Genomic DNA, 26162 nt, shown 5'->3' with positions numbered 1-26162 from the left:
CACCAGGGGAAAACACAGCCCCAGCAGACGCCCGGCCAGCACCGGCGAGGGCGCCAGCCGCGGCGCCGGCGACGGCCGCCCCACCCAGCACCGGGGAAAGACGCCCACCCCAACGCCGACGAGGGCGCCAGCCCGCGGCACCGGCGAAAGCCGCCCCACCCAGGACCGGGGAAAGACGCCCAACCCAACACCTGCGAGAACGCCAGCCCAGCCCACCCCCGACAACGGACGCCCGACCCGGCACCCGCGAACGGCGCACGCCACGCACCGGCCAGGCAGGACGCGACCCGCCGCCCACCGAGGCCGGATCACTCCGCCGCCCACCGAGGCCGGATCACTCCGCCGCCCGCCGCCCACAGAGGCCGGACCACCCTGCTGCCCGCCGCCCACAGAGGCCGGACCACCCCGACACCCGCCGAAGCCGGACCACCCCGCCGCCCGCCGAAGCCGGACCACCCCGACACCCGCCAAGGCCCGATTCCCCCGGCGCCCCCGCACAGCGCCCCGTCCGGCAGGTCGCCCCCTACTACCTCCCCCCAAGCGCCTCACGGAGTGCGAAGTACGCCGGCTTGGGGGCCAGTTGCTCGTCCCACGGCAGGGCCGCGCCCTCGCCCGGGAAGAACGCCGGGATCCACGAGTACTTGTCCGTGTAGTCCCAGAGGGTGATCCCGACGCAGCGGCGCACCGCCAGGCAGGCCTCGGTCAGGTCCCGGTACCACTCGGCCTGCTGGGACAGCTTCTCCTCGGTCGCGGGCAGCTGCATCCGTATGTCGACCTCGGTCAGCGCGGTGTCGAGGCCGAGCCGGGAGAAGCGGCGGAGGTTGTCCTCCAGGGTCGTCGGATAGCCGTACTGGAGGGCCAGGTGGGCCTGGAGGCCGATGCCGTGCAGCGGGACGCCCTTGGCCTTCAGTTCCTTGGCCAGTTTGTAGTACGCGTCGCTCTTCGGGCCGATCCCCTCGATGTTGTAGTCGTTGAGGTACAGCCTGACGCGCGGATCGGCCTGGTGCGCCCAGCGCAGCGCGTCGGCGATGTAACCGGGCCCGAGCGTCTTGTAGAAGACCGACTCGCGGTACGTACCGTCCTCGTTGAACGCCTCGTTGACGACGTCCCAGGCGAACACCTTGCCCCGGTAGTGCCGTACCTCGGTCTGGATGTGCTTCTTCAGCACGGCCCTCAGCTCCGGGGCCGTCCACTCCCGCTCCGTGAGCCACCCGGGCAACTGGCTGTGCCAGACGAGGGTGTGGCCGCGCACCTTCTGCCGGTTGGCTCGGGCGAGGTTCACGATCTCGTCGCCCTGGGAGAAGTCGAACACGCCCTGCTGGGGCTCGGTCGCGTACCACTTCATGCCGTTGCCGGGGGTGATCTGGTCGAACTCGCTGCCGAGCAGGGCCGTGTAGGGCACGTCGCCGAGCTCGGGATTGTCCGTCGCGCTGCCGAAGTAGCGGCCGTGCCGCTGGGCGAGGTCGGCGAGGGTCGGTTCCTTGCCGTGCCGCTCGTCCGCCTGGGCCGTCGGCCCGGTGGCGATGCCTCCGAGCATCAGCGCGGCGGCGAGCGCCCCGGCGAGTCTGAGCCGTGTGGCGTTCTTGCGCATGGTGCGACTCCTCACATCGATGGGCGGGTGAGCCGTACGTCCGCGGGGCACGTCACCCCTTCGTCGCGCCCGCGGTGAGGCCGCCGACGAGCTGACGCTCGGCGACCGAGTAGAAGGCGAGGGCGGGGACCATGGCCAGCACCAGATAGGCGAAGACCTTGGCGTACTCCGCTGAGTACTGCCCCTGGAACTGCTGCACGCCGATCGGCAGGGTCCACCACTGCGAGTCGGTGAACACCAGCAGCGGCAGGAAGAAGTTGTTCCAGCTGGTGACGACGGCCAGCACGGACACGGTGCCGAGCGCGGGCCGCGCCATGGGCAGCAGCACCCGCCAGAAGAAGCCGAACGAACTGCATCCGTCGAGCGTCGCCGCCTCCTCCAGCTCGCCCGGGATCTGCCGGAAGAAGCCACGCAGGATGATGATGGTCATCGGCAGCCCGAAGGCCGCCTGCGGGAGGATCACGCCGAGCGGGTTGTCCAGCAGGTCCAGGGAGCGCAGCAGCAGGAACAGCGGCAGGGCCGCCACCGCGAAGGGGAACATCAGCCCCATCGTGAACAGCGTGAACAGCACCTCCCGGCCGCGGAAGGCGAACCGCGCGAAGGAGAAGGCCGACAGCGCGGAGACCGCGACGACCAGGACGGTCGTGCCCACCGCGATGAGCGTGCTGTTGCCGATCAGCCGCCAGAAGTCCCCCGAGCCGAGGATCTGGGTGTAGTTGGAGGTCACCCACGACTCGGGCAGACCGACCGGGTTGCGGGAGAGCTCGTCGGTGGTCTTGAAGCCGGAGAGCGCGGCGTAGAGCAGCGGGACGGCCATGACCGCGCCGACGAGGACCAGGACGAGGTGCAGAGGAAGGTTCCTGCCCCCGCGAGTGCCCCCGCGAGTGCCCCCGCGGGATGTCCGACTGTGCGTCACTTTCCGTCTCCCCGCATGGTGGTCGTGGCCCCTTCCAGGTCGCGCCGGAGCACGAACCGCTGGTAGGCGAGGGCGAAGACGAGACTGATGCCGAACATGACCACGCTGATCGCGCTGGCGTAGCCGACCTGGTAGCGCTTGAACCCGTACTGGAACATGGTCACGGCCATGGTCTCGGAGTGGTGGTCCGGTCCGCCCGCGGTGGTCACCCACACCAGATCGAAGAGCTGGATGGCCCCGATGACCGACAGGAAGACGCTGATGCGCAGGGTGGGCGCGAGCAGCGGCAGCGTCACGTTGCGGAAGCGCTGCCAGGGGCCGGCTCCGTCGATGAGCGCCGCCTCGGTCAGCTCCCTGGGGACGGCCTGGAGCCCGGCCAGGTACAGCATCATGTGGAAGCCGAAGTACTTCCAGGTCATGACCAGGAAGAGGGTTGCCATGACGGTGGACGGATCGGCGAACCACTCCCCGCCCAGCCCGTCCAGCCCGACCTTGCCGAGGACCTGGTCGGCGAAGCCGTCGTCCGGGGCGAAGATCATGCCGAAGAGGATTCCGGTGATCGCCTCGGACAGGACGTACGGGGCGAAGAACAGCATCCGGTACACCGCCCGGCCGCGCATCCGCTGGTTGAGCAGGACGGCCATGGCGAGCGCGAACGGCAGCTGGACGACGAGCGACAGCACCACCAGCACCAGGCAGCGCCACAGGTCGCCCAGGAAGACGTCGTCCTGGAAGAGCCGGGTGAAGTTCTCACCGCCGATGTAGTCGGTGGGCATACCGAAGCCGCCCCAGCGGAAGAACGCGGCGTACAGCGCGAACAGCATCGGCAGCAGGACGAGCCCCATGAACAGGACCAGGGCGGGCAGTTGGAAGCCGGCCGCGGTCAGCCAGTTCAGTGCCCGCCGCCGGGCCCGGCTCCGGGACCGGTCCGTGGCCGGGGGCGGGAGGCCGGCGTCGCGGCCGGTCCGTTTGTCCGGCAGGAACGTGGAGGTCATCGCCGGTTACTGCTCTTCCTTCGCGGTCTTCGTGATCGACTGGCCGACCTGCTCGGGCGACCGGGAACCGGCGATGAGCGCCGCGACGCTGTCGTTGACCTCCTGGCCGACGGCGGGCGCGTACGCCTGGTCGAGGTAGAGCTGGAAGCCGGTGGCCTTCTTCAACTGCTCCTGTACGGCCTTGATGTTGGGGTCGACGATGGCGCTCTCGGCCGCCGGGACCACGGGCAGGGTGCCGGTCTTCTTGACCAGTTCCAGGTCGGTGGCCTCGGACGCGAAGAACTTCAGGAAGTCGACGGCCTCCTGCGGGGCGCCCCGGCGCAGGGCGTGCCCGCCGCCTCCGCCGAAGACCTCGGTGAGGGCGCCCTTGCCGCCCTCGACCGCGGGGAACGGGAAGAACCCGAGGTCCTTGCCGAGGCCCTTGCCCGCGTCGGCCTGCACCACGGGCGCCCACTGGCCCATGAGTTCCATGGCCGCCTTGCCGTTGCCGACGGCGGCGGCCTGGCCGGTGGGGCTGTTGTAGGCGGCGCCGAGGAAGCCCTTCTGGAACGGCTGGAGGCCGACGAGCTCCTCGAGGTGTTCTCCCGCCTCCACGAAGGGGGCGCCGGTGAAGTCCTTGTCGGTGTAGGCCTTCTCCAGGGCCTCGGCGCCGGCGGTGCGCATCGCCAGGTAGGCCCAGTAGTACATGCCGGGCCACTTCTCCTTGCCGGCCAGCGCCAGGGGCGTGACACCGGCGGACTTCAGCTTGCGTACGGCGTCGAGGAAGCCGCTCCAGGTGGTCGGGGGCGCGCTGATGCCGGCCTTCGCGAAGAGCGCCTTGTTGTACCAGAAGCCGATCATGCCGATGTCGAACGGGATGCCGTAGACACTGTCGTCGATCAGGTACGGCTCCTTGGCGACCGGGAGCAGGGCGTCGCCCCAGGGCTTGGTCCGGTCCGTGAGGTCCTCGACGAGTCCGGCGTCGACCTGCTGCTTGAGTACGCCGCCGCCCCAGGTGTGGAAGATGTCGGGGAGCTTCCCGGAGGAGGTCAGGGCTGTCATCTTCGACTTGTAGGCGTCGTTCTCAAACTGAACGATCTTTACCTTGACCTTGGGGTTCTGCGCCTCGAACTTCCGGGCGAGGGCGGCCCAGACGGTCTTGGCCGGCTCGGTGGTGGAGATGTTCCACCACTCGATCGTGGTCGTCCCCGACGACCCTCCGTCCGAGTCCCCGCCGCATGCGCTCAGTGTCGTCATTCCGAGACCGGCCGCGGCGGAGGCCGCCAGGAAGCCGCGGCGGGACAGTGCCGGGTCGCCCATCATGCGCTCCTTGGGTACGGGACGGCGCTCCCGCGTCCGTCCACTGGATCGAAAGTTTCGGAAGAGATCCAGAAAGCTTCGCTGTTGCCGCACCCTAGAGACAGGCGCCAAACACTGGCAACCCCTTGTGCACGGTCAATCTCCGGCCGACGCGCAGGCCTTGACTGGCAACAGCCTCTTCAGCATCGCCAGCACCTTCGACGAGAGTCGGCGAGAGATGCGAATGTTTCGGCTGACTTGGCGAACGTTACGGAGATGCACTGTAGGTGTCACCGCCTCCGGCGACAAGAAGGCCGGCGCCCTGCGACCCACGCGGTCGCGATCACGGAGGGTGTCCAAGTCCCGGCGAGCGCACGCCTCTCGCCCACAGGCGAGGCTGCGCGGCTCGATCGGCGGTCCAACGCGCCCTCAGCACGCGTTTTGACGCCCCACGTCTCTCCGCGATCACCCCCGCCGCCAGTCTTAACGGAAGCTTGACGCGCTCAGTGACCTCATCCACAGGCCATCGCGTCACGCTCCGCTTACGCTGATCCGGCCGTCCGGTGATGGCCGGAACCACGCTGAACCGCACATCGGGAGCACGTCGATGGCCACCACTGAGCACTCGCCAGCGAGCCGAACGGAGCCGGCTCCACCCAGCCGCCTGCGCGCCTGGATGCTGGAGGGCCTGTCCGACATGGGCAAGGGCGGCGGCCACACCGGCCCCCATGCCGAACCGGAGCCCCCGCACAAGGGCCAGCGCTGGTGGCGGGTGATGTGCCTGACCGGCGTCGACTACTTCTCCACACTCGGCTACCAGCCGGGCATCGCCGCTCTCGCCGCCGGGCTGCTGTCGCCGGTCGCGACGATCGTGCTGGTGATCGTCACCCTGGCGGGCGCCCTGCCGGTCTACCGCCGGGTGGCCGAGGAGAGCCCGCACGGTGAGGGCTCGATCGCGATGCTGGAGCGGCTGCTCTCCTTCTGGCAGGGCAAGCTGTTCGTACTGACCCTGCTGGGCTTCGCCGCCACCGACTTCCTGATCACCATCACCCTGTCGGCCGCCGACGCCTCCACCCACCTCGTGGAGAACCCGCATCTGACCGGCGTCCTGCACGACAAGCAGATGCTGATCACGCTCGTCCTCGTGGCGCTGCTCGGCGCCGTGTTCCTCAAGGGTTTCCTGGAGGCGATCGGAGTCGCGGTCGCCCTGGTGGGCGCCTACCTCGCCCTCAACGTGGTCGTGGTGGCCGTCGGTCTCTACCACGTGGTCACCGCGGGCCATGTGGTCACCGACTGGGCCGGCGCCCTCACCACTCAGCACGGCAATGTCTTCGTCATGATCGGCTTGGCCCTGCTCGTCTTCCCGAAGCTGGCGCTCGGCCTCTCCGGGTTCGAGACCGGCGTGGCCGTGATGCCGCACGTCAAGGGCGACCGGGACGACACGGAGGAACGGCCGGCCGGCCGTATCCGCGACACGAAGAAGCTGCTCACCACGGCCGCCCTCATCATGAGCGGCTTTCTGGTCACGACCAGCTTCATCACCACCCTCCTCATCCCCGAGAAGGAGTTCGAGGCGGGCGGCCAGGCCAACGGGCGCGCGCTGGCCTATCTGGCGCACGACTACCTGGGCAACACCTTCGGCACCCTCTACGACGCCTCGACGATCGCCATCCTGTGGTTCGCCGGCGCCTCCGCGATGGCCGGCCTGCTCAATCTGATGCCGCGCTACCTCCCCCGCTATGGCATGGCCCCGCACTGGGCCAGGGCCGTGCGCCCCATGGTCATCGTCTTCACCCTGATCGCGTTCCTGGTCACCTGGATCTTCGACGCCGACGTCAACGCGCAGGGCGGCGCCTACGCCACCGGTGTGCTGGTCCTGATCAGCTCCGCCGCGATCGCGGTGACCATCGCCGCCCGCAAGGCCCGGCAGCGGAACTGGACCATCGCCTTCGCGGTCATCTCCGCGGTGTTCCTCTACACGACCGTCGCGAACGTCATCGAGCGCCCGGACGGCGTCAAGATCGGCGCCTGCTTCATCGCCGGCATCATCGTCGTCTCCCTGCTGTCCCGGCTGGCCCGGTCGTTCGAGCTCCGCGTGACCAGCGTGACGCTGGACTCCATGGCGGAACGCTTCGTCCGGGACATGGCCAGCCGCAGGATACGGCTCATCGCCAACGAGCCCGACCGGCGCGACATCGCCGAGTACCGCGACAAGATCGAGCAGATCCGGCACGACAACGACGTACCCGGACAGGAGGACTTCGTCTTCGTCGAGGTGACGGTCACCGACCCGTCCGAGTTCGAGGCGGGCCTGACCGTGCGGGGCGAGGTGCTCCACAACCGCTACCGGGTCCTGACCCTGGAGTCCTCCTCCGTCCCCAACGCCCTGGCCGCGCTCCTGCTGTACGTCCGCGACATGACCGGCCGCACCCCGCACATCTACTTCGAGTGGACCGAAGGGGGGCCCTTCGCCAACCTGCTGCGGTTCTTCCTGTTCGGCCAGGGCGAGGTCGCCCCGGTGACCCGCGAGGTCCTGCGCGAAGCGGAACCGGACCGGAAGCGTCGGCCGAAGGTGCACGTGGGCTGAGTCAGCCCTTGGATCTGCGCCGGCCGAAGCCCCTGCGGGGCGGACGCACCTCGATCTGCCCGTAGTTGATCTCGCCGGTGATCCGCACGCGCAGCACGACCGGGGCGTCGGCCGCCCCGCGCGCCTTGATCTGGGAGTAGTTCGTCACCAGCGCGCCGGTGTCCACCACGACCCCCGGCCGGGTCAGCAGCTTCAGGGCGCCGGCCCGCATGTCCAGATCGATGTGCAGGGTGTCCTGGGTGATCACCGCGTCGGTGAAGTCGAGCGTCACCTCGCCCCACGCGGACCGGATCTCCAGCCGCCGCGGCACCACCCAGCCGTCACCGCGCCGGGTCGAGGACCCCTCCTGCTCGATCCGGACGACCTCCTGCGCCTCGACGCCTGCCCCGCCCGCCCCCTCGGGCAGATCCGCGGTCAGCACGGCGAGCTCGCCCACCGTACGGGCGGACAGCGCGGCCTCCAGCCGCTCCTCGAGCTCCTCCAGGGTCAGCCGGCCGTCACCCGCGGCGACGCGCAGCACGTCCACGGTCCGGTCCCGGTCCGCGTGCGAGGCCCTCACCTCGGGCGATCCACCGGTACGCGAGAGGTCCCCCGCCATCACATCTCCCCGCTCTCCCGGGCACGGCACCCGGCCCGCCCCTTCGACGACTAACGCTATATCGCGTTATACCCAACGGCCAACCCCGCATCCGCCGTTCCCGCCCCGCGCCCCTATCGTGACCGGCATGCAGTCCTACACGATCGGCCAGGCAGCACGACTGCTCGGCGTGAGCCCGGACACCGCCCGGCGCTGGGCGGACGCGGGCCGTATCACCACCCACCGCGACGAGGCCGGGCGGCGCCTCGTCGACGGACGGGACCTGGCCGCGTTCTCCGTCGAACTCGCGAGGTCCGGCACCGCCGAGGAGGACACGCCGTACACCTCGGCCCGCAACGCCTTCCCCGGCATCGTCACCGCGATCAAGCTCGGTGACGTCGCCGCCCAGGTGGAGATCCAGGCCGGCCCGCACCGCCTCGTCTCCCTGCTCACCCGCGAGGCCGTCGAGGAACTGGGCCTGGAGGTCGGCATGGAGGCGACGGCCCGCGTGAAGTCGACGAACGTCCATATCGACCGGGTCTGAGACCCGTAGAAACGCACATACACACCCAGCACCCTGCTGGCCCTGGCTCATGCGAAGCCACAGCAGACTTTCCCCTCGCAGATGCGTCAGTATGATCGACGTATCGGAGGAGCCCTGCGGCTCTTCCCCGCACACCGAGGGAGTCGCCCGAGATGATCCGTTCCGCGCACCGGACCCGCAGGATCCTCCAGGTCGCCGGTGCGTCCGCAGCCGCGCTGCTGACCCTGAGCGCCTGCTCCTCCGCCACAGGTTCGGACAAGGGCTCCTCCCCGGGGAAGCCCTCCGGCACGGTCACCGTCTTCGCCGCCGCCTCCCTGGAGGAGAGCTTCAAGACCCTGGGCAGGACGTTCGAGAAGGAGCACCCGGGCACGAAGGTCACCTTCAACTTCGGCGGCAGCGACACCCTCGCCGCCAGCATCACCAGCGGCGCCCCGGCCGACGTCTTCGCCGCCGCCAGCACCAAGACCATGGCGACCGTGACGGACCGGCACGACGCGGCGGGCACGCCGGTCACCTTCGTCCGCAACCGGCTGGAGATCGCCACGCCGCCGGGCAACCCCGACCGGATCTCCTCCTTGAAGGACCTCACCGAGCCCGGCCTGAAGGTCGTCCTGTGCGACAAGACCGTGCCGTGCGGTGCCGCCGCCCGGAAGGCGCTGGACGCCGCCGGTCTGAAGCTCACTCCCGTCTCGTACGAACAGGACGTCAAGAGCGCCCTGACGAAGGTCGAGCTGAAGGAGGCCGACGCCGCCGTCGTCTACCAGACCGACGTGCGGGCGGCGGGTGACAAGGTGGCGGGCGTGAACTTCCCCGAGTCGGCCCAGGCCGTCAACGACTATCCGATCGCCCTGCTCAAGAACGCCCCCAACCCCGAGACGGCGAAGGCGTTCATCGCGCTGGTCAGGTCCGCGGAGGGTCAGAAGGTGCTCTCCCGGGCCGGGTTCCTCAAGCCGTGACCGGCACCCTGGAGAGCCGCCCCCGCCGCGATCGCCGCCGCGGCCGGACCCGACCGGTGCCGATTCCCCTGCTGGTGCCCGCCCTGCTCGGCCTGGCGTTCCTGCTCCTGCCCCTGATCGCCCTGCTCGTACGGGCGCCCTGGCGCAGCCTCCCCGAGCAGCTGACGAGCGCCGAGGTATGGGAGGCACTCCGGCTGTCGCTCGTCTGCGCCACGGCGGCGACGGGCCTGAGCCTGGTCGTCGGCGTACCCCTTGCCTGGCTGCTGGCCCGCACACGGTTCCCCGGCCGGGGTTTCGTACGGGCCCTGGTGACGCTGCCGTTGGTGCTGCCGCCGGTGGTGGGAGGTGTGGCCCTGCTGCTCGCCTTCGGACGCAACGGCGTCATCGGGCAGTGGCTCGACTCCTGGTTCGGGATCACCCTGCCCTTCACCACGACGGGTGTCGTTCTCGCCGAGACGTTCGTGGCGATGCCGTTCCTCGTCATCAGCGTGGAGGGCACCCTGCGGGCCGCCGACCCGCGCTACGAGGAGGCGGCCACCACCCTGGGCGCCTCCCGCTTCACCGCGTTCCGCCGCGTCACCCTTCCGCTGATCGCGCCGGGCATCGCGGCCGGTGCCGTACTGGCCTGGGCCCGGGCCCTGGGCGAGTTCGGCGCGACGATCACCTTCGCGGGCAACTTCCCGGGCCGCACCCAGACCATGCCGCTGGCGGTCTACCTGGCCCTGCAGAACGACCCGGCGGCGGCGATCGCCCTCAGCCTGGTCCTGCTGGCGGTGTCCATCGCGGTACTGGCGGCCCTGCGCGACCGCTGGATGACGGCGTCGTGATGTCCCCGACCGGCTCCCCGACACCCTGGACGTACTCCCCATGACCGAGACGACCGACCTCGGCGGAGCGCCTCCCGGCCTGCGCCCCGAAGGCCTCGACGCCCACCTCGTCGTCGACCGCGGCACCTTCCGCCTGGACGTCACCCTCACCGCCGCCCCCGGGGACGTCGTCGCCCTGCTCGGCCCCAACGGCGCCGGCAAGACCACCGCCCTGCGCGCCCTTGCCGGGCTCAGCCCTCTCACGTCCGGTCACCTACGGCTGGACGGCACCCCGCTGGACGCCACGCCGCCCGAGTCCCGCCCGGTCGGCGTCGTCTTCCAGGACTACCTGCTGTTCCCGCATCTGACCGCCCTGGACAACGTCGCCTTCGGGCCGCGCTGCCGGGGCGCGAGCAAGGCCGAGGCCCGTGCCCAGGCCGCCGTATGGCTGGACCGTATGGGCCTGGCCGGCCACGCAGGCGCCAAGCCCCGCCGCCTGTCGGGAGGCCAGGCCCAGCGCGTGGCCGTGGCCCGGGCCCTGGCCACCCGGCCCCGGCTGCTGCTCCTGGACGAGCCCCTCGCCGCCCTCGACGCCCGCACCCGTCTGGAGGTGCGCGCCCAGCTCCGGCGGCACCTCGCCGAGTTCGAGGCGGTGGCCGTCCTGGTCACGCACGACCCGCTGGACGCCATGGTGCTGGCCGACCGCCTGGTCGTCGTCGAGCACGGCCAGGTCGTGCAGGAGGGCACGCCCTCCCACATCGCCCGCCACCCCCGCACGGACTACATCGCCCGGCTCGTCGGCCTCAACCTCTACCGGGGACGGGCCGAGGGGCACACCGTCCGGCTCGACACGGGCCCGGCCGTCACGACCACCGAAGAGCTCTCCGGCCCGGCCTTCGTGGCGTTCCCGCCCGGCGCCGTGACGCTGTACCGCGAACGCCCCACCGGCTCCAGCGCCCGCAACCTGTGGCGCTGCGAGGTCGCGGGGCTGGAGACGCACGGCGACCAGATCCGCGCGGACCTCACCGGCGAACTCCCCCTGACCGCCGACCTCACCACGGTCGCCGCGGCCGAACTCGACCTGCATCCGGGCGCCCCGGTATGGGCGACGGTCAAGGCGACGCAGACACACGCATACCCGGCATAAGGAACGCGCCGGGCTACCGTGCACCCATGAGCCTGAGCATCCGCAACCAGCTTCCCGGCACCGTCACCGCCGTCACGCCGGGCGAGGCCATGGCGACGGTCAGGGTCCGCCTCACCGGCGGCCAAGCCCTCACCGCGGCGATCACCCGCGAGGCGGTCGACGACCTCGGCCTCACGCCGGGCACCGCCGTGCGCGCCCTGGTGAAGTCGACGGAGGTGTCGCTGGCCACCGGCCCCGTCGAGGGCCTCTCCATCCGCAACCGGATCCCGGGCACGGTCACGAGCATCGCCACCGGCGACGCGATGGCGTCCGTCCGGGTCACCGTCGAGGGCGGCGAACTGACCGCCGCGATCACCAGGGACGCAGCGGACGATCTCGCCCTGTCGGCCGGGGCCCCCGTCGTCGCCCTGATCAAGTCGACCGAGGTGTCCCTCGCTGCCGAATGAGCTGCCGAATGTGGGGAGGGGCCCCGCGCAGCGGAGCCCCTCCCCACACGACCGATCGGCCCGTCAGTCCTCGTACGCGTCCAGCGGCGGGCAGGAGCAGACCAGGTTCCGGTCACCGAAGGCCTGGTCGATGCGGCGCACCGGCGGCCAGTACTTGTCGGCGACCGCGACACCGGCCGGGAAGACGGCCTCCTCACGGCTGTAGGCGTGCTCCCACTCCCCGGCGAGCGTCCCGGCGGTGTGCGGGGCCCCCCGCAGCGGGTTGTCGTCCGCGGGCCACTCGCCGGAGCCGACCTTCTCGATCTCCCCACGAATGGCGATCATCGCCTCGCAGAACCGGTCCAGCTCGGTCAGATCCTCCGACTCCGTCGGCTCGATCATCAGTGTCCCGGCCACCGGGAACGACATCGTCGGCGCGTGGAAGCCGTAGTCGATCAGCCGCTTGGCGACGTCGTCGACGCTCACCCCGGTCGCCTTGGTCAGCGGCCGCAGGTCGATGATGCACTCGTGCGCGACGAGCCCGCCGGGGCCGGTGTAGAGCACCGGGTAGTGCGGCTCCAGGCGCTTGGCGATGTAGTTGGCGCTGAGCACCGCCACCTGCGTGGCCCGCTTCAGCCCCTCGCCGCCCATGAGCCGGACGTACGCCCAGGAGATCGGCAGGATGCCGGCGGAACCCCACGGCGCCGCGGAGATGGGACCGACCCCCGTCTCCGGGCCCGCCTCGGGCTGGAGCGGGTGGTTCGGCAGGTACGGCGCGAGGTGCTCCCGCACCGCCACCGGACCGACGCCGGGACCGCCGCCGCCGTGCGGGATGCAGAAGGTCTTGTGCAGGTTCAGGTGCGAGACGTCACCGCCGAAGTGCCCCGGCTTGGCGAGCCCCACGAGCGCGTTGAGGTTGGCCCCGTCGACGTAGACCTGCCCGCCCGCCTCGTGCACCTGGGCGCAGATCTCGGAGACGTGCTCCTCGAACACGCCGTGCGTGGACGGGTACGTGATCATCAGCACCGACAGCTCGTCGCGGTACTGCTCGATCTTGGCCCGCAGATCCTCGACGTCGATCTCGCCGTCGTCGGCGGTCTTCACGACGACGACCTTCATGCCCGCCATCACCGCGCTCGCGGCGTTGGTCCCGTGCGCGGACGACGGGATCAGGCACACCGTGCGCTGCTCGTCCCCATTGGCCCGGTGGTACCCGCGTACGGCGAGCAGACCGGCCAGCTCGCCCTGCGACCCGGCGTTCGGCTGGAGGGACAACTTGTCGTACCCGGTGACCTCGGCGAGACGGTCCTCCAGCTCACGGATGAGCGTGAGGTAGCCCCCGGCCTGCTCGGCGGGCGCGAAGGGGTGCAGCTGCCCGAACTCGGGCCAGGTGACCGGCTCCATCTCCGTGGTCGCGTTGAGCTTCATGGTGCAGGAGCCCAGCGGGATCATGCCCCGGTCGAGGGCGTAGTCGCGGTCGGCCAGCCGGCGCAGGTAGCGCAGCATGGCCGTCTCGGAGCGGTGCTGGTGGAAGACGGGGTGCGCCAGGTACTCGTCGGTCCGCAGGAGAGCGTTCGGAAGACCGTCCTCGGTGGCCGCGTCCAGCGCCTCGATGACCCCCTCGACACCGAATGCGGCCCATACGGCACGCAGCTGGGCCCGCGTGGTGGTCTCGTCGCAGGCGATGGACACATGGTCGGCGTCGACGAGTCGCAGGTTGACCCCGTTCTCCCGCGCGGCGGCCACGACGTCGGCGGCCCGGCCCCGGACGCGCACGGTCAGCGTGTCGAAGTAGGACCCGTGCACGACCTCGACCCCGCCGTTGGCGAGCCCGGCGGCGAGCACCGTGGCGTACCGGTGGGTGCGCCGCGCGATGCCCTTGAGGCCCTCCGGCCCGTGGTAGACGGCGTACATGCCGGCCATGACGGCGAGCAGCACCTGGGCGGTGCAGATGTTGCTGGTGGCCTTCTCCCGGCGGATGTGCTGCTCACGCGTCTGGAGCGCCAGCCGGTACGCCTTGTTCCCGTCGGCGTCCACGGACACGCCGACGAGCCGCCCGGGCAGGCTGCGCGCCATCTTGTCCTTGACCGCCATGTAACCGGCGTGCGGACCGCCGAAGCCCATCGGCACACCGAAGCGCTGGGTCGTCCCGACGGCGATGTCCGCGCCGAGCTCACCGGGCGACTTCAGCAGCGTCAGCGCGAGCAGGTCGGCGGCGACGGTGACGAGCGCCCCGAGCTCGTGCGCCTGGTCGATGACCGGCTTGATGTCCCGTACGGCCCCGGAGGCGCCCGGGTACTGGATCAGCACGCCGTTGATCTCGCGCTCGGCGATCTGGGCGGGAATGCCCTCTGCGAGGTCGGCGACGACGACCTCGACGCCGGTCGGCTCGGCCCGGGTCTGGATCACGGCGATGGTCTGCGGCAGCGCGTCCGCGTCGACCAGGAACAGGCCCTTCTTGTTCTTGCCGAGACGCCGTGACAGCGCCATGGCCTCGGCCGCCGCGGTGCCCTCGTCGAGCAGGGAGGCACCGGAGGTCGGCAGTCCGGTGAGGTCGGCGACCATGGTCTGGAAGTTGAGCAGCGCCTCGAGCCGCCCCTGCGAGATCTCCGGCTGGTACGGCGTGTAGGCGGTGTACCAGGCGGGGTTCTCCATGACGTTGCGCATGATGACCGGCGGGGTGAACGTGCCGTAGTACCCGAGTCCGATCATGGAGCCGAGGACCTGGTTGCGGTCGGCGAGGGAGCGCAGCTCGGCGATCACCTCGGCCTCGCTGCGGGCGCCCGGCAGGTCCAGTGCCTCGGCGCTCTTGATCACGGCCGGGACCGCTGCGGCCGTGAGCTCGTCCAGCGAGCCGTAGCCGACCTGCGCGAGCATCTTGGCGCGGGCCTCGTGGTCGGGGCCGATGTGGCGCTGCTCGAAGGGAACTGCCTCTTCGAGCTCGGAGAGCGGAATGCGGTGGGCGGTCATTACGGAGGCCTCCTGGTCGACACGACCTTCGAGGGGCACCACGGCACGGGTACCCGGACGGCCTCCCCCTCTGTCATCTCGACCTGAGAGCTTCACCGGATCGCCCGAAGGCCTCCGGCTTTCACCGTCGGTGAGAGCGGAAGCCGTCGACACCCGCCCTGCTTTCCAGAGTGACCTCGTCCGTGCGGTACGTGAGCCTGAGAGATTCCGGGGAGGATTTGCTCCTTCGGCGCCTCCGATGATGTCTGGAGGACTCTCCCGCACGGGGTCAGCAGCCGCTGCCAGCGTACCAGCGCGGCCAACGCACGAACCTTCGAGTGGCCACCTCTGCGATTGTGCCGTTTTGTTGTGCTTACGGATGAGTTGCGACCATGTGGAGGGCCCGTGCGAACCGATATCGATCCGCGCAACCTGATCGGCCGCAAGGCGTTCGACCGCAACGGAACCAGGATCGGCACGATCGACGAGGTCTACCTCGACGACGCCACCGGCGAGCCGGAGTGGGCGGCGATACGGACCGGCCTGTTCAGCAGGGACGCGTTCGTCCCCCTGGAGCCCAGTGAACTGATCGACGGCGCCCTCCACGTGCCCTTCGACCGCGCCCTGATCAAGGACGCCCCCGACTTCGGCGTGGGCCGCCACCTCTCCCCGGAACAGGAACTCCAGCTCTACCACCACTACGGCCTCGACGTCGCCGCGCCTCCCCCGCTCCCGGACCGCGATTTCGGCAAGCTGGCGGGCACGGACGAGACGGCCTGAAGCCCACCGGCGCCGCCGGCCACTCCGCGAACTGCTGCGGGGTCGCCGGCCCGTACGCCCGCTTCCGGTCCCGTTAAGACCAGGGGCAATGGATCCGCCGGCTCCAGGTCCGGGTCGTCGACCCGGAAGGTCCGCACCCGCCCGGGCTCCGAGCCGGGCGTCTCGAACCGCACGGTGACCCGCCCCAGACCGCTGCCCTGCACCCACCCGTGCCCGAACACGGCGTGCCGTACGTCGTGCCCGGCGGGCCACCGCCGTTCGGCGAGCGCCGGCTGCTCCTCGGCCGGCGCCACGGCGTCCACCTCGACGGGCCCCTCCGCCTCCGTCCTTTCCCCCGCCGCCTGCGCGAAGAGATCCTCCTGCGTGTAGTCGGCGAGCCCGCTGACGCCCACCCCGAGCAGCCGCACACCGCCCGTCGTGTCGACCGAGTCCAGCAGTCTGGCCGCCGCCTCGCGGATCACCCCGGGATCGTCGGTCGGCCCGCGCAGCGTCTCGGAGCGGGTGAGCGTCGAGAAGTCGTACCGCCGCACCTTGAGCACGATGGTCCGCCCGGACAGCCCGGCCCCGCGCAGCCGCCGCACACACCGGTCGGCCAGTCGCTGCACCTCGAGACCGACCCGCACCCGGTCGTGGATGTCCACGTCGTAGGTGTCCTCGACCGACACCGACTTCGTCTCCCGCTCCGCCACGACAGGCCGGTCGTCCCGCGCCAGCGCCATGGCGTAGAGCCCGTGCCCGTGCGACTTTCCCAGCAGCCGGACCATCTCGTCCTCGCCCGCCTCGACGATCTCCTCGATCGTGGTGATCCCGGCCCGTCGCAGATGGTCGCCCGTCGCCGGCCCGACCCCCGGCAGCGTCCGCACCGACATCGGCCCGAGCATCGCCCGCTCGGACCCCGGCTCGATCACCACCAGTCCGTCCGGCTTGGCCTGCTCCGAGGCGATCTTCGCGAGCATCTTGGAGGCGGCGAGCCCGACCGATCCCGTGAGTCCGGTGACGGCCCGTATGTCCGCGCGCAGCTGTGCCCCCACCAGCCGCGCCGACTGCTCGTCCCAGGCGGCTCCCCCGGCTTCCAGGTCCACGAACGCCTCGTCCAGGCTCAGCGGCTCCACCAGCGGCGACAACGCCCGCAGCAGCTCCATCACCCGCTCGCTGATCGCCTTGTAGAACCCGAAGCGCGGCACGAGATACGCGGCGTTGGGCGCGAGCCGCCGGGCCTGCCCCATCGGCATCGCCGAATGCACTCCGAAGACCCTGGCCTCGTACGACGCCGTGGCCACGACGCCCCGCGGCCCGAGCCCGCCCACGACGACGGCCTTCCCGCGCAGACTCGGCTTGGACGCCTGCTCCACCGAGGCGAAGAAGGCGTCCATATCAAGATGCAGAATCGTGGGCGCGGTTCTCACATCTCCGATGCTGCCCTACGCCACTGACAACGCCCGGGACAACCGCCCTCACACCCCGATAGAAACCGCTTGCAGTGCGGCACGGAAAGCTGCCGCCCGCAACAGCCCCATGGCCACCGCGCTGCCGGACGGCTCAGACGGCCCGGTTCCGCCGACGCGCCAGCTCGTCCGCCGGGTTGGGCCCGACCAGGGTCTCGCCGGTGTCGATCCGTTCCCCGTGCAGCTGGGACAGCGCGCTCTCGACATCCCGCCACACCACGCCCACGGCGATCCCGAAGATGCCCTGGCCCCCTTGGAGCAGCGCGTGGACCTCGTCCGGCGAGGTGCACTCGTAGACCGTCGCCCCGTCACTCATCAGCGTCATCCGCTCCAGGTCGCTGAAACCGCGTTCCCTGAGGTGCTGGACGGCCGTTCGGATGTTCTGGAGCGACACACCGGTGTCGAGGAACCGCTTGACGATCTTCAGGACGACGACGTCCCGGAAGCTGTACAGCCGCTGTGTCCCCGACCCGTGGGCGGGGCGCACACTCGGCTCGACGAGGCCGGTGCGGGCCCAGTAGTCGAGCTGCCGGTAGGTGATACCGGCGGCCGCGCAGGCCGTGGGGCCGCGATAGCCGATCTGCTCGGACGCCATGGACGTCGTCCCTCCGCTGCTCGGCACGGCCGTCGGTCGCTGCGGAACGTGATCAGCCACGCCGCCGGGCTGGGGACACCCCCCGCTCGGGCGGAGCCGTGAGCCCGGGGGAGGGTACGGACCGCTCACCCTGAGACTGCGCTCGGGGCCGCCCCCAGCCGTACCGTCGCCGCTGCTTCTCACGCCGACCTCCGTCCTTGACCTGCCTTCTCGACGGTAGGCAGTCACCCGGGGTGCGTCAACGATCGCCACACTCGCCACGCCGAGTGATAATCACCCTAAGAGTGGTTTCCCGTGCCCCACCGCGGGGAAAGGCTAGCCGAATGCCTCCGATGCGGGCCGCGTGACGCTCTCACGCGCCTCCGGCACATGCGGGCAATTCACCCGTCACACATACGGCGGGCGACCCTGCCGCGGACCACATCGTCCGCCGGGCCGCCCCACACACGCCTACTGGCCTCTGGCACTCGCCGCCATCCGGCTCTCACCGGTGTCCGGAGCTCACTGGCTGCTGCTGCCGAAGTCCTCCGGGGAGATCTGGTCGAGGAACTCGCGGAACTTCTCCACCTCGTCCTCCTGCTCGTCCGGGATCGCGATACCGGCGTCGTCGAGCACCGTGTCACTGCCGTAGATCGGCGTCCCGGTGCGCAGGGCCAGCGCTATGGCGTCGGACGGGCGGGCGCTCACCTCGACGCCGCTGGCGAAGACCAGCTCCGCGTAGAAGACGCCCTCGCGCAGGTCCGTGATGCGCACTTCCGTGAGTTCCTGGCCGACGGCCTCCAGCACGTCCTTGAACAGGTCGTGGGTCAGCGGTCGCGCAGGAGCCATGCCCTGCTGGGCGAAGGCGATCGCCGTCGCCTCCCCCGGTCCGATCCAGATGGGGAGGTAGCGATCGCCTCCCACTTCACGCAGCAGCACGATCGGTTGGTTGGAGGGCATTTCCACCCGGACACCTACGACATCGAGCTCGTTCACACAGCAACCCTAGGCCGTGCTCGGGATGTTTGGGTAGTCGGGCCGGGAACGGGCGCCTGATCCGGCCCTCCCACGACCGGCCACCTCAGGGCAGCCGCACACCGAGCGCCGTCTGCACCAGAGCGGCGTGCAGCTTCACCGTGAGCCCCGCCAGCTCCTTGGTGCGGGCCTCCGCATGAGCCCTGGTCTGCGGGTTCCGATGCCGCTTCAGCGGGGCCACCACCTGGTCCACGAGCCCGGCCTCGCGGTCGGCGGCGGCCTTCATCACCCGCAGATGCCGCGGCTCGATCCCGAACCGCCCCAGCTCGGCGATCAACGAGGCCACCGTGACGGCCTCCGCGTCGTACACCCCGTCCTCCAGGGGCGTGACGAGCCCGTACGACTCCCACTCCCTGAGCTCGTCCTCGCCGACACCGGCGGCGGCGAGCAGCTCCTCACGTCCGATCCTGGCCGCCGTGGGCACCTCGGGGGGCTCGGGCGCGCTCTCGCCGTCACGCTGACGGCCCAGCGCCGGCAGCTGGACGGCCTCGCCGCGCTCCATGGCCTCCAGGTGCTCGCGGATCACCTTCAGGGGCAGATAGTGGTCCCGCTGCATCCTCAGGACATGGCCGAGACGCTCGACGTCGTGAGCACTGAACTTGCGATACCCCGACGGGGTCCGCTGCGGCTCGATGAGCCCCTCCGCCTCCAGAAAACGGATCTTGGAGATGGTGACCTCGGGGAACTCGTCGCGCAGCACCTTCAGCACCGTGCCGATGCTCATCAGCCTGTCCGTGGCGGCGGCGCCGTGCCCGGCACCGCCGCTCGGTGTTTGAAGCATGGACCTTCCCTGGCGGACGGACCTTCGCGGGGTTCCCCGGCCGGAATCCGGTCAGTAGCCCCGCTGGCTGGCGTAGAAGACCAGCCGGTACTTGCCGATCTGCACCTCGTCGCCGTTGTTCAGGGCGACCTGGTCGATCCGCTCGCGGTTCACGTACGTGCCGTTCAGGCTGCCCACGTCGGCCACCGTGAACGAGCCGTCCTGACCGCGACGGAATTCCACATGCCGCCGGGAGACCGTCACGTCGTCCAGGAAGATGTCGCTCTGCGGATGACGCCCCGCCGTGGTCAGATCGCCGTCCAGCAGGAAGCGGCTGCCCGAGTTCGGCCCGCGGCGCACGACCAGGAGCGCGGACCCCAGCGGCAGCGCGTCGACGGCAGCCTGCGCCTCGGGGGACAGCGTCGGCATCGGCGTCTGGCCGGTGGTCTCGCTGTCGTAGGCCTCGAGACCGGAGATGGAGATCGTGGAGGTCGTCTCGGACGGACGCTCCGCCGCCGCCCCCGCCCGCAGCGGCGCGCCGCAGTTGGAGCAGAAGCGGCTGTTCTCCGCGTTGCGGTTACCGCACCTCGTACACACCAGGGCCGACATCGGATCCTCCTGCCGCGGCTGCCCACCGGGGGCATTGGACGCATACGGGTCGGAAAACCCTCCGCCCGTACCTGAGGTTGACGGTTGCCCGAAACCTATGCCGCCGGGCTGCGCAGGGTCAACCGACGGCGCGCCCTGACCTCCGGAAACGTCGCCGCCCGGGCCACCGACCTGGTCCCGGAACAGCGGCCGCTGGCCCTCCGCGTCAGGCTGTGCGCGATGGCGAGCGGTCGCATTGTCGCTGCCCTCTCGCGCGCTCTTGCCGAACAACTTCGCAAACAACTTCACGGGCGATTCCCCTTGACCGAAACAGACCCGCCCGTGGGGCAGGACGAACCCTGACTGAACACTCTGGCCGACCCGGACATCCTGACAACGTCCGTCTGCACCAGACAGTTTCCACCACGCACCACCCATTCGGTGCGCCGACCCCCCGCAACCTCATGCCCTCGCCCGACCTCGCCCATGCACCCCCGGTTCACTGGGAGGACGACCGAGCGTAGTCAGGCCGCTTCACCGCCCGCAAGGCGTCCACGACGATCTTGGTCGACCGCTCGATGGTGACCGTGGCCTGTTCCTTCTCGAGAGTCTGCACCACGCCTCCGGGGATGTTGAGCGCCGGCTCGAGATCCTGCGGCTTGCCGATGACCTTGAAACGATAGGGCGCGTTGATCTTGTTCCCGTCGACGCTCACACCCTTGCCGGAGTCCGTCAGATAGGTGCCCGCGACGACCCGCACGCCGTTCACCTGGATCGCCTCGGCACCCGCCGCGCGCAGCTCCTGGATCGCGTCGAGCAGCATGTCCGCCTCGACCGTCCCCTTCGTGTCCTCGATGGTCATGGTGATGCCGGGCCCCTGCGCTGCCACCGTGCCGGCCAGGATGCCGAGTTGCCTCTCCTTCTCGACGGTCTGCTTCCGGGCCTCCTCGGCCTGGTCCGAGCTGTTCTCCAACTCGTCTCGCTGCTTCTCGAGGCCCTGCTTCTCGTCCTCAAGACGCTGCGTACGGTCATCCAGTTCATCGAGGATCCGGACAAGATCTTCCTGACGCGCACCGCGCAGCGCGCTGTCACTGTCGCTGTGCGAGGCCACCTGCACGGCCAGCCCGAACCCGAGGCCGAACAGCAGCAGCGCGACGATGAGTTGGGCCCGGGAGACCCGCGGCGGCCACAGCCCCTTCACCAGCCGCTGCCGACCGGTCAGCTGCGGCTCGGGCCCGGGAGCCGCCTGCGATTCGGGCTCCGGTTCCGGTTCTGATTCCGACCTCGGCCCAGGGACGTCCTGGGCAGCGGGCACCGGCCCGGACACCTCTTGTGGCAGTTCCTTGCGCAGCCGGTTCCCGGACTCGCCGTTCCCGTCGCGCTGGTCCGCGCGCGTGTCGCCGTTGTCCTCGGGGCGCTTGTCGTCGTGCTCGCTCATCGGCCTCACGCCCGGAACACGTGCCGGCGGATCGCCGCGGCGTTGGAGAAGATCCGGATACCGAGGACGACCACCACACCGGTGGACAGCTGGGCACCCACGCCCAGCTTGTCCCCCAGGAACACGATCAACGCGGCCACCACCACGTTCGACAGGAACGACACCACGAAGACCTTGTCGTCGAAGATGCCGTCGAGCATGGCCCGCAGACCGCCGAAGACGGCGTCGAGCGCCGCCACGACAGCGATCGGCAGATAAGGCTCGACCACCGCCGGAACCTCAGGCCGGACCAACAGGCCGGCCACGACTCCCACGACGAGGCCCAGTACGGCGATCACGATGTGCCCTTCTCGCTCTTCTCAGTGCTCGGCTGTGCTGTACGTACGATCACACTCGGCGCGGCAGGCAGCCGGAGGTCGTCCTCCACGGAGATGCCTGTCCTGATGCCGTAGCTCTCCTGGAGCGCGTTCAGGTACAGCCCGTCCGCGCTGTTCTGGAACCGAGTGCTCAGCCGCTGCCCGTCCCCCACCGCCAGCACCGTGTACGGCGGCACCAGCGGCTTGTTGTCGACCAGTATCGCGTCCCCCGCGGCCCTGATCGCGGACAGTGCCGTCAGCCGCTGCCCGTTGATCGAGACGGCCTCGGCGCCCGACTCCCACAGCCCGTTGACCACGCGCTGCATGTCCCGGTCGCGCACCCGGCCCGTGTCGGAGAACCCGGTGGTCTCACGCGGGTCGCCGTCACCGCCGGAGCCGGCCTCCTTGGCGTCGTTCACCACGAGCTTCACGCCGGGGCCGTGCACCGGTGTGGCGCCCGACAGGATGCCCACGGTCTCGGACGCGGCGCTGCCACCGCTGTGCTTCAGCGCCTCCCGCTGGCGTGCGCTCACGTCCTCGCGCAGCCGGTCGACGGAGTCCTCCAGCTTGTCCGCCGTCTCGGTCTCCCGGTCGATCCGGTCGACCAGCTCCTGCCGCTCCTTGGCGACGACCGGAGCGGCGACGCGTGCCTGGGCCGCTCCCACGGTCACGACGAGGGCCGCGAGCACCAGACCGGCAGCGAGTCCCAGCTTCGCGCGGAGCGTCTTCGGCAGGCCGCCGTCGCCCGCGGCCTTCTTCCGCTCGGCGGCCTCGGCGTATCCGTCGTCGAGGCTGTGGTCCATGACATTGGTGATCAACGACATGGACGCGTCCGGGCGCCGGGGCCGCGTCGGTGTGCTCCGAATGGGGGGTTGCTGCGGCATGCCGCACATCGTCGCACGTCGCGGCCACTACCTCCGAAACGGCCCCACGGCGTGCCGGACAGGCCCCGTTGGGGACACTTGTCCGGCACGCACGCGTGCAGCCCGTTCTACCGTCCGGCGCTGTCCACGACCGCCGACCACTCGTCCAGCAGGGCCTGCGCGGAGGCATCGTCCGGCCCCTCGGCCCACAGGTGGGTGACAGCCTCGGCCGGGTCGGGCAGCACCATCACCCAACGACCGTCCGTCTCCACCACCCGCACGCCGTCCGTGGTGTCCACGAACCGGTCTCCGGCCGCCTCTACGACCCGCCGCATCACGAGTCCCTTGACGGCCCACGGAGTCGCCAGATCCCGCTTCAGGACATGCGCCCGCGGGATCCGCGCGTCGATCTGGCTGAGCGTGAGCTGCGTCCGCGCCACGAGCCCGATGAGCCGTACGAAGGCCGCGGTGGCGTCGTACACGCTGCTGAACTCGGGGACGATGAATCCGCCCTTGCCGTCACCGCCGAAGATCGTCCCTTCCTCACCACCCACGCGCGTGAGGTCGTCGGGAGACGTGGTCGTCCACTCCACCTGGGTCCCGTGGTAGGCCGCCACCTGCTCGGCGATCCTGGTCGTGGTCACCGGAAGCGCGACCCGGCCGCTGCGCCGCTCGGCCGCGACGAGGTCCAGCATCACGAGCAGCGCCCGGTCGTCCTCGATGATGCGCCCCTTTTCGTCGACGAGGGACAGCCGCTCACCGACGGGATCGAACCGCACCCCGAACGCGGCCCCCGAGGACGCCACGATCTCCCCGAGCCTCACCATCCCCGACCGCCGCATGTCGGCCGTCTCCGTCGGCCTGGACTCGTCGAGACCGGGATTGATCGTCAGCGAGTCGACACCGAGCTTCCCCAGCAGACTCGGCAGGACCAGTCCCGCACTTCCGTTGGACGCGTCCACGACCACCTTCAGGCCGGAGTCCGCGATCCCGGTGATGTCGACGTTCCGCAGCAGCGACCCGGTGTACGAGTCGAAGACACTCGCCGGGAAGTGCAGGTCACCGATCTCGCCGGGGAACGCACGCCGGTATTCCTGCCGCGCGAACACCCGGTCCAGCTTCCGCTGGCTGCCCTGCGACAGGTCAGCGCCCTGCCCGTCGAAGAACATGATGTCGACGGAATCCTGCACCCCGGGCGTCGTACGGATCATGATCCCGCCCGCGCTGCCGCGCGCCGTCTGCTGCCGGGCCACCGGCAGCGGCACGTTCTCCAGGTCCCGTACGTCGATGGCGCTGGCCTGCAACGCGGAGATCACCGCTCGCTTCAGCGCGCGGGCACCACGCGAGTGGTCACGGGCCGTGGTGACGGTCGAGCCCTTTTTCAGGGTGGTCGCATAGGCGCCGGCAAGCCGTACCGCCAGCTCCGGCGTGATCTCCACGTTCAGGATTCCGGACACACCCCGGGCGCCGAAGAGGTGCGCCTGTCCCCTGGATTCCCAGATGACCGACGTGTTGACAAAGGCACCGGCTTCGATGGTCTTGAACGGGTAGACCCGCACATTGCCCTGAACGATCGATTCTTCGCCGATCAGGCACTCATCGCCGATGACCGCTCCGTCCTCGATCCGCGCCGCGCGCATGATGTCGGTGTTCTTTCCGACCACGCAGCCACGCAGATTGCTGTGGGGCCCCACATAGACGTTGTCGTGAACGACGGCCTTGTGCAGAAAAGCGCCGCTCTTGACGACCACGTTGGAGCCCACGACGGTGTGCTCGCGGATTTCGGCGCCGGCCTCGACCTTGGCGTAGTCACCGATGTAGAGCGGGCCGCGGAGCACGGCGTCGGGATGGACCTCGGCCCCTTCGGCGACCCAAACCCCGGCGGAGATCTCGAAACCGTCGATGTCGACGTCGACCTTGCCCTCCAGGACATCGGCCTGCGCCTTCACATAGCTCTCGTGCGTGCCGACGTCCTCCCAGTAGCCCTCGGCCACGTAGCCGTAGATCGGCTTGCCTTCCTTCATCAACTGCGGGAAGACATCGCCGGACCAGTCGACGGGCACATCGGGCTCGACGTAGTCGAAGACCTCGGGCTCCATCACGTAGATGCCGGTGTTCACGGTGTCGGAGAAGACCTGGCCCCAGGTGGGCTTCTCGAGGAAGCGCTCCACCTTGCCTTCCTCGTCGACAATGGTGATGCCGAACTCCAGCGGATTGGGCACACGCGTCAGACAGACCGTGACCAGTGCACCCTTCTCCTTGTGGAAATTGATGAGCTCGGTGAGGTCGAAATCCGTCAGCGCATCGCCTGAGATGACGAGGAAGGCATCGTCCTTCAGCGCCTCTTCGGCATTCTTGACGCTTCCGGCGGTACCGAGTGGCTTCTCCTCATTGGCATAGGTGAGCTCCATACCGAGCTCTTCGCCGTCACCGAAGTAGTTCTTGACGAGCGAGGCCAGGAACTGGACAGTTACGACTGTTTCGTTGAGCCCATGCCTTTTGAGCAGCCGCAGCACATGCTCCATGATCGGGCGGTTGGCCACGGGCAGGAGCGGCTTGGGCATGCTCGAGGTCATGGGGCGAAGGCGCGTGCCTTCGCCTCCGGCCATCACGACGGCCTTCATGTCGGAAGCGTCCTCCTCAAAGAGACGACGGTCTAGCCGACTTCCCCCGCGAGGATTGTCCCGCACTTTTCCACCACGGGCCATCGCACCGCTTCTGTGGGAGCAATCCGCGAGTTCAATCGGGCATGGCGTCCGCACGGACCAGGCGGCGGACTTGTACCACGTAGAGGACTCCTGCCCACCAGTACAGCGTTGTACCCCATCCGGCGAACGCCCATCCGAAAATAGCAGCCAGTGACGAGATCCAACCACTTCCGTCACTGAGCAGGAGCAGCGGGAAGGCATACATCAAGTTGAAGGTGGCGGCCTTGCCCAGGAAGTTCACCTGGGGCGGCGGATAGCCGTGCCGGCGGAGGATGCCCACCATCACCAGCAGAACCAGCTCCCGCGCCAGAAGTACAGCGGTCAACCAGAGGGGCAGAATCTCGCGCCAGGTGAGGCCGACCAAAGTCGAGAGAATGTAGAGCCGATCGGCCGCGGGGTCGAGGAGCCGGCCGAGGCTGCTGATCTGGTTCCAGCGCCGCGCGAGCTTGCCGTCCAGGTAGTCACTGATGCCGCTCAGGGCCAGTACCAGAAGGGCCCAGCCGTCACTCTTGGGCCCACCGAACTCAGGCCGCAGGATCAGCCACAGGAAGAGGGGCACGCCGACGAGGCGCGCCATGCTGAGGATGTTCGGGATGGTGAGCACACGGTCCGTCTGGACGCGAGTCTCCTGAACCTCCACCCGGGGGCCTCCTGTGGGAAACGTGCCAACGATGCTCCCTGACCTTACCTCAACGCAAAAAAGCTCTGGCTCTCGGGCTGAGTGCCCAAGAGCCAGAGCTCTAAAGGGAGTTCGGCGGCGTCCTACTCTCCCACAGGGTCCCCCCTGCAGTACCATCGGCGCTGTAAGGCTTAGCTTCCGGGTTCGGAATGTAACCGGGCGTTT

General features: G+C 69.8%; 23 protein-coding genes, 1 rRNA gene and 1 riboswitch. Of the genes, 7 read left to right on the top strand and 17 right to left on the bottom strand.

The annotated features are described in order from the left end of the window. Window positions 1–526: 526 nt before the first annotated feature. The 4 genes from ACH4G3_RS18810 to ACH4G3_RS18795 form a co-directional block, all read right to left on the bottom strand. The gene (locus ACH4G3_RS18810) at window positions 527–1591 is read right to left on the bottom strand and encodes an endo-1,4-beta-xylanase (RefSeq protein WP_397625539.1); all 1065 of its coding nucleotides are present in this window, start codon (window positions 1589–1591) and stop codon (window positions 527–529) included. A gap of 52 nt (window positions 1592–1643) precedes the next feature. Next, window positions 1644–2408 carry a carbohydrate ABC transporter permease gene (locus tag ACH4G3_RS18805; RefSeq protein WP_243382882.1) on the bottom strand — a complete coding sequence of 255 codons (765 nt, stop codon included), beginning with the start codon at window positions 2406–2408 and terminating at the stop codon, window positions 1644–1646. 95 nt (window positions 2409–2503) lie between these two features. Beyond that, a complete protein-coding gene (locus ACH4G3_RS18800) occupies window positions 2504–3502 on the bottom strand; it encodes a carbohydrate ABC transporter permease (RefSeq protein WP_354739556.1) in 999 nt (332 codons plus the stop codon). A 6-nt stretch (window positions 3503–3508) separates the two neighbouring features. Beyond that, window positions 3509–4801 (bottom strand): extracellular solute-binding protein, encoded by a 1293-nt coding sequence (locus ACH4G3_RS18795; RefSeq protein ID WP_397625538.1) that lies wholly within the window; start codon window positions 4799–4801, stop codon window positions 3509–3511. A gap of 586 nt (window positions 4802–5387) precedes the next feature. Here ACH4G3_RS18795 and ACH4G3_RS18790 point away from each other — a divergent pair. Then, window positions 5388–7367, top strand: coding sequence for an APC family permease (locus ACH4G3_RS18790; protein ID WP_397625537.1), 1980 nt, complete (start codon window positions 5388–5390; stop codon window positions 7365–7367). A gap of 1 nt (window position 7368) precedes the next feature. On the opposite strand, the gene ACH4G3_RS18785 is transcribed toward ACH4G3_RS18790, so the two are convergent. Further along, on the bottom strand, window positions 7369–7965 hold the full coding sequence (locus ACH4G3_RS18785) for a DUF1707 SHOCT-like domain-containing protein (RefSeq protein WP_397625536.1): 597 nt from the start codon (window positions 7963–7965) through the stop codon (window positions 7369–7371). A gap of 127 nt (window positions 7966–8092) precedes the next feature. Here ACH4G3_RS18785 and ACH4G3_RS18780 point away from each other — a divergent pair, with 127 nt between their 5' ends. From ACH4G3_RS18780 to ACH4G3_RS18760, 5 genes are all read left to right on the top strand, one after another. Continuing rightward, window positions 8093–8488 (top strand): TOBE domain-containing protein, encoded by a 396-nt coding sequence (locus ACH4G3_RS18780; protein WP_010041352.1) that lies wholly within the window; start codon window positions 8093–8095, stop codon window positions 8486–8488. 152 nt (window positions 8489–8640) lie between these two features. Further along, window positions 8641–9444, top strand: a complete 804-nt coding sequence (gene modA, locus ACH4G3_RS18775) for a molybdate ABC transporter substrate-binding protein (RefSeq protein WP_397625535.1) — start codon at window positions 8641–8643, stop codon at window positions 9442–9444. Continuing rightward, window positions 9441–10271: an ABC transporter permease gene (locus tag ACH4G3_RS18770; RefSeq protein WP_397625534.1), complete on the top strand. Its 831-nt coding sequence runs from the start codon at window positions 9441–9443 to the stop codon at window positions 10269–10271. The genes modA and ACH4G3_RS18770 overlap by 4 nt, the downstream gene beginning before the upstream one ends. 40 nt (window positions 10272–10311) lie before the next feature. Continuing rightward, the gene (locus ACH4G3_RS18765; protein ID WP_397625533.1) at window positions 10312–11397 is read left to right on the top strand and encodes an ABC transporter ATP-binding protein; all 1086 of its coding nucleotides are present in this window, start codon (window positions 10312–10314) and stop codon (window positions 11395–11397) included. Between the two features lie 26 nt (window positions 11398–11423). Continuing rightward, a complete protein-coding gene (locus ACH4G3_RS18760; protein ID WP_397625532.1) occupies window positions 11424–11843 on the top strand; it encodes a TOBE domain-containing protein in 420 nt (139 codons plus the stop codon). Between the two features lie 63 nt (window positions 11844–11906). Here the strand turns inward: ACH4G3_RS18760 and gcvP are convergent, their stop codons facing one another. Continuing rightward, complete coding sequence (gene gcvP, locus ACH4G3_RS18755) at window positions 11907–14792, bottom strand: aminomethyl-transferring glycine dehydrogenase (protein ID WP_397625531.1); 2886 nt, start codon at window positions 14790–14792, stop codon at window positions 11907–11909. 175 nt (window positions 14793–14967) lie between these two features. Then, a riboswitch (glycine riboswitch) is annotated at window positions 14968–15063 on the bottom strand. 113 nt (window positions 15064–15176) lie between these two features. Here gcvP and ACH4G3_RS18750 point away from each other — a divergent pair. Continuing rightward, on the top strand, window positions 15177–15551 hold the full coding sequence (locus ACH4G3_RS18750) for a PRC-barrel domain-containing protein (protein WP_354739540.1): 375 nt from the start codon (window positions 15177–15179) through the stop codon (window positions 15549–15551). Here the strand turns inward: ACH4G3_RS18750 and ACH4G3_RS18745 are convergent. From ACH4G3_RS18745 to rrf, 11 genes are all read right to left on the bottom strand, one after another. Continuing rightward, window positions 15470–16957: a DNA polymerase IV gene (locus tag ACH4G3_RS18745; protein ID WP_397625530.1), complete on the bottom strand. Its 1488-nt coding sequence runs from the start codon at window positions 16955–16957 to the stop codon at window positions 15470–15472. The two genes, ACH4G3_RS18750 and ACH4G3_RS18745, sit on opposite strands and share 82 nt — an antisense overlap. Before the next feature lie 133 nt (window positions 16958–17090). Next, window positions 17091–17774 (bottom strand): MerR family transcriptional regulator, encoded by a 684-nt coding sequence (locus ACH4G3_RS18740; protein ID WP_397625529.1) that lies wholly within the window; start codon window positions 17772–17774, stop codon window positions 17091–17093. Between the two features lie 318 nt (window positions 17775–18092). Next, a complete protein-coding gene (locus ACH4G3_RS18735) occupies window positions 18093–18566 on the bottom strand; it encodes a bifunctional nuclease family protein (RefSeq protein ID WP_003988851.1) in 474 nt (157 codons plus the stop codon). A gap of 85 nt (window positions 18567–18651) precedes the next feature. After that, on the bottom strand, window positions 18652–19386 hold the full coding sequence (ftsR, locus tag ACH4G3_RS18730) for a transcriptional regulator FtsR (RefSeq protein WP_397625528.1): 735 nt from the start codon (window positions 19384–19386) through the stop codon (window positions 18652–18654). Between the two features lie 51 nt (window positions 19387–19437). Then, the gene (locus ACH4G3_RS18725) at window positions 19438–20391 is read right to left on the bottom strand and encodes an FHA domain-containing protein (RefSeq protein WP_082319801.1); all 954 of its coding nucleotides are present in this window, start codon (window positions 20389–20391) and stop codon (window positions 19438–19440) included. A 61-nt stretch (window positions 20392–20452) separates the two neighbouring features. Next, window positions 20453–21391, bottom strand: coding sequence for a DUF881 domain-containing protein (locus tag ACH4G3_RS18720; RefSeq protein WP_397625527.1), 939 nt, complete (start codon window positions 21389–21391; stop codon window positions 20453–20455). A 5-nt stretch (window positions 21392–21396) separates the two neighbouring features. Then, window positions 21397–21729, bottom strand: coding sequence for a small basic family protein (locus tag ACH4G3_RS18715; RefSeq protein WP_003988855.1), 333 nt, complete (start codon window positions 21727–21729; stop codon window positions 21397–21399). Beyond that, window positions 21726–22631 carry a DUF881 domain-containing protein gene (locus ACH4G3_RS18710; RefSeq protein WP_397625526.1) on the bottom strand — a complete coding sequence of 302 codons (906 nt, stop codon included), beginning with the start codon at window positions 22629–22631 and terminating at the stop codon, window positions 21726–21728. The genes ACH4G3_RS18715 and ACH4G3_RS18710 overlap by 4 nt, the downstream gene beginning before the upstream one ends. 107 nt (window positions 22632–22738) lie before the next feature. After that, entirely contained in the window at window positions 22739–25234 is a 2496-nt protein-coding gene (locus tag ACH4G3_RS18705) for a sugar phosphate nucleotidyltransferase (RefSeq protein ID WP_354739525.1), read from the bottom strand. 115 nt (window positions 25235–25349) lie between these two features. Further along, window positions 25350–25958, bottom strand: coding sequence for a cardiolipin synthase ClsA (locus tag ACH4G3_RS18700; protein ID WP_037668019.1), 609 nt, complete (start codon window positions 25956–25958; stop codon window positions 25350–25352). Between the two features lie 109 nt (window positions 25959–26067). Beyond that, a 5S ribosomal RNA gene (rrf, locus tag ACH4G3_RS18695) occupies window positions 26068–26162 on the bottom strand; the annotation flags it as partial.

This window comes from Streptomyces afghaniensis (assembly GCF_044327915.1).
Classification (GTDB): Bacteria; Actinomycetota; Actinomycetes; order Streptomycetales; family Streptomycetaceae; genus Streptomyces; species Streptomyces afghaniensis.
The sequence above is the reverse complement of the archived record's forward strand: the minus strand, read 5'-3'. Positions and strand labels throughout refer to the sequence as shown.